This window comes from Paenibacillus sp. 01L418 (assembly GCF_056400045.1).
In genome coordinates this window covers 1-6,147 of sequence record NZ_JBFTSN010000383.1, presented here as the reverse complement: position 1 = coordinate 6,147, position 6,147 = coordinate 1, and the positions used below count along the sequence as shown (strand labels likewise).

Below are 6,147 nucleotides of genomic sequence, written 5' to 3'. Positions count from 1 at the left end.
TTCGGATGAATGTGTACTTAGCATCGCTTTCACTTATTATCTTGCCTTTTTATTACTTGTCATTTACGAACATGAATGTGCATATTCGGCTTGCGTGGCGTTCGGTTCATCGGCAGATGGAGCGTATCTCAGGTACTCTCGTCGAGCGTATGGCGGGAATACGGATCGTGCAAGCATTTAACGGTGAAAGACAGGAGCGGGCCCGGTTTGGCAAGCAGACAAAGCAGCATTATAACCATACGGTGTACGCTCATTTATTTTCAAATGTGCTTGGGAGGCTAAGTGAATCGTTTGCCCATATCGGCGGCATTATCATTTGGCTCGGCGGAGGCAGCTTAGTGCTTGCAGGTAAAATGACAGCAGGTGAAATCATCGCTTTTCAATTGCTGCTGGGCAATCTTTATGGACCGATACAGCGATTCGCAGATGTTAATGTCACCATTCAAAACTCGATTACAAATATCGAACGAGTGTTTGAAATGCTTGATGAGAAACCTTCGATTAAGGAGTCAGATGATGCGCTTCCTATGCCAAGGTGTGATGGGCATGTCGTTTTCGTTAATGTTACCTATAACTATAAAACACGAAATATAATACCTGCACAAACCGTTAACGGTACTGAAGACACGGATATCATCGAACGTGAGAAGGCGACTAAACGGTTTTATTGGAAACCAACGAATGTACATCCATTCCCGCCGGAAGTCACGATTGAAGAAAGACAGGGCATAAAGGACATTACGTTTGAAGCGCGCTCCGGCGAAGTGATTGCGCTTGTGGGGCCAAGCGGCGCAGGCAAATCGACTTTAATCAACCTTATTCCGCGATTTTATGAGCCTGTAGAAGGTTCGGTATTTATTGACGGTGTCGATGTGCGTGATTACAATCTGGATGATTTGCGAAAGCATATTGCATTGGTTTTACAGGAAAACATTCTTTTCTCGGGCACGATCAGGGATAATCTGGTTTATGGTCGACCCGATGCTACGGATGACGAGGTTGTCGCAGCTGCAAAAGCAGCAAATGCCCATGATTTCATTATCGCGTTTAAGGACGGTTATGAAGCTGTCATCGGTGAACGAGGCATGCGATTGTCGGGCGGACAAAAGCAAAGACTGGCCATTGCGAGAGCGATTTTGAAGGATCCCAAAATATTAATTTTGGACGAAGCGACATCTGCTCTTGATTCCGAGTCGGAAGCTATGGTGACAGAGGCGCTTGAACGCCTCATGGTTGGAAGGACAACATTTGTCATTGCACATCGTTTAGCTACTGTTGTTCGCGCCAATCAGATATTGGTTATCGATGATGGAGAAATTGTACAAAGAGGAAGCCATCGCACGCTGCTTCGAGAAGGCGGGCTTTATCGCAAATTGTATGAACAGCAATTGAAGGCAATGAAGCCTGAAGAGATGACAGGATTGGCGCAATAAAGAACAATAGAAGAGGCTGCCTTTCAAGGTCTAGATCTACATTGACCTTGAGGGACAGCCTTTTTTGTTACGAGGCATTTATTGTACTCATTCGAGGTTTGAAACCCAATTGGCTCAGAGTGCCTGAATTATTTCAAAAGCCATAGCGAAGGAACATTAGAAGGTTCCCAGCCTACAAGCGAGGTATGAGATTGACGACACTCGTATGTGGAGCCATTGTACGAAACAAGTGTACCTGTTGTGTATGCTGTATTGGCAGCCCAAGGTGCAGCCGTTGAAGCGGCAGCCGTTGTTCCAGTAACCGTGCTTGCAGCGGAAACATTGCCTGCAGCATCGATCGCTTGAACATTAAATGTATAAGCTGTGCTTGCGCTAAGTCCTGTAACCGTGTAGAAGGTTGCAGTGCCGGCTACTGTTGTAACTAAAGTTGTTCCGTTATAAATGCGGTAGCCTGATACTCCTACATTATCAGTTGATGGGTTCCACATAAGCATTAAGCTGCTGGATGTTGGCGCACCCATTACATGAAGGGCGCCTGGTGCAGTTGGCGCTTGTGTATCATTGCCGACTGGAGCGTTCGTTGTAACTGACAGCGAGTTGCTTGCACTGGATTCATTGCCAGCATTGTCGATGGCCTTGACGCTGAATGTGTAAGCTGTATTCGCAGCTAATCCCGGTACATTGTAAGCAAGAGTTGTTCCAGAAACGGAACCAGTTAAAGTGCTGCCGTTATATATCCTGTATCCGGTAACGCTTACATTGTCTGTCGAAGCATTCCATGCCAAGGACACGCTGTTCGTAGTTTTCGCTGTAGTCGTTAAAGCGGAGGGTGCTGTAGGGGCTTGCGTATCAACAGGATTGCTGCCGCTGAAGTTTGCATCAATGACATTGTAGAAAGCGTTAGGTGTGTCAGCGACTTCCCAAACCGCCAAAATGATATGATATCCGCTGCGTTCAGGTACGTTGCAGCTGTTTGAATAGGAAAATGGAGGCTGCGTGCCGCCATAATTTACAGAACAGAATGGCGTTAAATCAAAGGAGTCCCGAGTTAGCGCAGCATTTGGATTCCAATTTGGTTTCGTTATATAGTATTTCCAGCTAGCTGTTGCATGATTAGCAGTCAGCTTCCAAGTAAATGTATTTGGACCGGAAGACATATTCACTTTCGACCAGCGAGTAGCAGATTGCTCATCAAGTTTAGGGAAAGCGCCATTAGCGCTAGCTATTTTACCGTCAGCAGGACCTGCTGCGGGGAAACCCTTAGGTGCTTCAAGGCTTTGAGGCTCATAAACGATTGGACCACAATCGGTATTTTGACCAGATTTACAAAGTGCAGCACGGCTGGCAGGCCCTTCAACATAACCATGTGCAAAAAGCTGTTGGGAGAATAGCGTCAATCCTAGAGCAGTAATAAGCAGAATGCCAATGTAAGTACGCAGATGTTTTACCTTAAAATGTGATGAACGAATAGTTGACAATGCAGTAGCCTCCTTCAAATTTGGGGAAGATGGAATTGCCGTCACGTCTAAGAGCTGGAATGACCAACGCTTATTCGTTTCGTGTTGCATTTGAGCAAACGTGCGGGAACAAACCTCCTGTTCATAGAGATTGTATATATAAACTCCGAAGAGTTCATATCCAGTTTAGTTTGTGTATTCTGCGCTGTTCAAAAGGGCAATTGGCTCTAGATTGATGAATGGCTAAATCATTTTAGGAGGTCATTACGGGTGTTTAGGGGGGACAAATGTATAATGTGTTTGTCGCTGAACTCAGTGTACTACATTTTCGCGACAATTATGAGTGTATTTTGGAGCATTTAATCAAACTTTTGATTGAATATCACAAATAAAGGATTAAAACGATTATAAAATGACGTTTATGCCGCATGGATAAAGGCTTTTTCGATGAATGGTGAAAGGTATTATTATCTTTTTTACATGGATTTTGGAAGATATTCTAGGACTTTGGATAGGAGAAAAATCTCTTTTTACTGAAAAACCCAGCAAAGACAGCCAAATTGCAAAAAAAGTGATTTGACTATGAATCCGATTGAAACAGCAGACATATAGAAAAACATAAAAAAAGGCGAATTTTCATTCCTAATAGAATGGAAATTCGCCTTTATCACTTTAGATATATTTTAAAAATATCAGTAGATTATTTCATTGCAGCAGCTGCGCTGTAAACTACAGGGAAGTGCTCGCCTGATAAAATATCTCCCTCATTAACCGTTACATAAGGCACCATGGGATGATTGCTTGTTGGCGAATAGATGGTGTGGCCAGGCATGTAATGAACAGCGATTGCTCTACGTTTAAGCTCGGAACGGTTGTGCGGGCTGCCATGCCAAGTGAGGCTGTGATGGTAGCCGACCTGCCCTTTCTTTATCTCGAACGGTACAGCTTCAACGACTGCGCCTTCAGGCAGCAATTCTGGCTTGCGATGAAAAGGCATAAAGTCAGGCGTACTTGCTAGATATTTTTGGTGATCGCCCCATCTATGACTGCCGGGTACCATCCACATGCAGCCGTTTTCGATGACTGCATCGTCAAGGGCAACCCATGCACTGACGAGGTCAGCTGGCTGAATAACCGGCCACAGCGGATGATCCTGATGCCATGGCGTCGGTCCACCCGTTACCGGTGGTTTATACTGAATCTGATCATGCCAGACACGAAGGGTATCGGTTTTGCATAATTGTGCGATTTCTTCGCAAATAACCGAATGTCCGGCATGCTGCAAATAAGCATCGCTAGCCATCCATATATTTACGATTTGCACTACCTTTTCACTGACGCTCATCTTCATGCCTTTGTATAAGGAGTCAGCTTCTTCCTCACGCATATTGTGGTTAAGAATGGGTTTCTTGACCGCTTTTCCTTCCATAACCAAATCTAGTTCCTCGCGTAAACGTTCAACCTCAGCATCGTTTAAGACCACATCGCCTTTCAAAAAACCATTTTTCTCGAATTCAGCTAACTGTGCAGCATTCAACATCCTCTTGCACCTCTCCTCAAGCTTGATTATGATTGTTGATAACCTAATCATAATGAAAGCGTGAAGCATTGTATTTTCCTAAATCAATGAATCATTTGTGTTTTTCTTATCATGTGGAGAAAAGGAGCGCATATGTCTACTATCGAGCTTGAGAAAATAGCACCAACAGTCAACTTCGCCGTTAGACAAACGGCGGAAGCAGGCGAGAATTGGGGAGTTCGAGTCATTCCTGACTGCCAAATCATGAACGTCATTACGGGCTGTGCCGAGCTATATATCAATAATCAGACCTATACGATCGGACCTGGAGAATGCGTGTACTACGGATCTGATTGTCAGTCCTATTTGAAAGCAACGGAGAAAACGGACTTTTACAGCATTCATTTCAGTTGGCAGCATGATTCGCCAGAGCCTGTGCATCCTGGACTTGGCATTCGTTTTTTCAATTCATGGCCGCCACAGGGTGTTTCTAACAATCCGGTACTTGTGTGCGGGACGGCAAGCCAGCTTCTTATGCCCACATTGTTTGAAGTGCCTGGGCTGGAAGCGATATGGACGCGTATGGTTAAGGAGTATAAAGGGGAGCAGCCGGGATATACCATGGCACTTCGTGCGTTAATGATCCAAGCAATCACGGTTATGTATCGGCATATGCTGGAAGGCTGTTTGTCGGCTAATGCCAATCATAAAATAGAACCTGCTATTCAAGCGATGCAGCTGCAGCCAGATTACAACTGGTCGGTAGCGGAGCTTGCTGCATTATGCGGTTATCATCCTATCCATTTCTCTAAATTGTTCAAGGAAGAAGCGGGTCTTACACCGAAGCATTTTATTATTAGAGAACGGATTAAGAGAGCGAAGCAGGCTCTTCTTCTAGGGGAGAAGATGGAGTCACTTTCGATAAGGCTCGGATTCAAAAGCATTCATTATTTCAGCCATCAATTTAAGGAAGTAACGGGGCTTACGCCGTCTCAATTTCGCATGCTTGGACAAACGAAGAAAACAATAAATGATAAGAAGCAAGAATGAGGTATCGAAATCATCGTATAGTTGCTATACTAGTTGGACATTTGTTTATAGGTATAATTTGAAGGTGGAGATAGAATGGTAGACACGAATAGTCGTGCACAAGAGTTATTCACTGCCTACTACGGCAATTATTTTCAGATGCATCGCGCGGGAGAGCTAGAGGAGTACAAGTCCTACGAGATTGCAAAAGAAACGGAAACGGCATGGTACGATGTTTTGATTGCCAAAAACGCCAGTGAGCTGTCGATTAGAAACTGGGACGCTGTTCTTGAGCTGCTGTCGATCGCCAAAAACAATTCAGATCCAATAATAGTAGAGCATGTTATGGCTTTCGCTAATCGTCACGTCAAGTCGTCCGATAGTATCGTAAAGCTGATGTATGCTGAAAATATGATCGAAATAATTAAACTAGTTAGAAGTAAAGCGAGTACCGAGCTGCTTCATCAAGCGTATAAATCAGCCGCTCAGCTTCTGGATGACGTTATGTCGAGTGCGTTGATCATCGATCCGGGTCATGATTTAAAATCGTTAAACCTAAAGGACAAAAAGTCCTTGAATCATAGAGCAGCAATAAATATTGAGATGATAAAAGAAATGCTTGCTGAGGATCAACAAGCTTAATTTTGGAGGTAGATATGAAAAAGACTAACAGGCTCGCTGCCATCGGAATGGTCCTATTGCTCTTGTT

The 6,147-nt window shown here is 44.2% G+C and carries 5 protein-coding genes; 3 read left to right on the top strand and 2 right to left on the bottom strand.

Going from position 1 to position 6,147, the window contains the following annotated elements; all coding sequences use genetic code 11:
* Positions 1–1,433 (top strand): ABC transporter ATP-binding protein (locus tag AC1DSE_RS28275; RefSeq protein WP_477528561.1); only part of this gene is annotated, 1,433 nt, incomplete at its 5' end.
* A 128-nt stretch (positions 1,434–1,561) separates the two neighbouring features.
* Here AC1DSE_RS28275 and AC1DSE_RS28270 read toward each other — a convergent pair.
* Both AC1DSE_RS28270 and AC1DSE_RS28265 read right to left on the bottom strand, forming a co-directional pair.
* Entirely contained in the window at positions 1,562–2,911 is a 1,350-nt protein-coding gene (locus tag AC1DSE_RS28270) for a lytic polysaccharide monooxygenase (protein WP_441885790.1), read from the bottom strand.
* A 679-nt stretch (positions 2,912–3,590) separates the two neighbouring features.
* Positions 3,591–4,430 carry a phytanoyl-CoA dioxygenase family protein gene (locus AC1DSE_RS28265; RefSeq protein ID WP_076269320.1) on the bottom strand — a complete coding sequence of 280 codons (840 nt, stop codon included), beginning with the start codon at positions 4,428–4,430 and terminating at the stop codon, positions 3,591–3,593.
* 132 nt (positions 4,431–4,562) lie between these two features.
* On the opposite strand from AC1DSE_RS28265, the gene AC1DSE_RS28260 reads away from it, so the two are divergent.
* Both AC1DSE_RS28260 and AC1DSE_RS28255 read left to right on the top strand, forming a co-directional pair.
* Positions 4,563–5,459 carry an AraC family transcriptional regulator gene (locus tag AC1DSE_RS28260; protein ID WP_477511995.1) on the top strand — a complete coding sequence of 299 codons (897 nt, stop codon included), beginning with the start codon at positions 4,563–4,565 and terminating at the stop codon, positions 5,457–5,459.
* A gap of 75 nt (positions 5,460–5,534) precedes the next feature.
* Positions 5,535–6,080, top strand: coding sequence for a hypothetical protein (locus AC1DSE_RS28255; protein ID WP_441885778.1), 546 nt, complete (start codon positions 5,535–5,537; stop codon positions 6,078–6,080).
* Positions 6,081–6,147 lie beyond the last annotated feature (67 nt).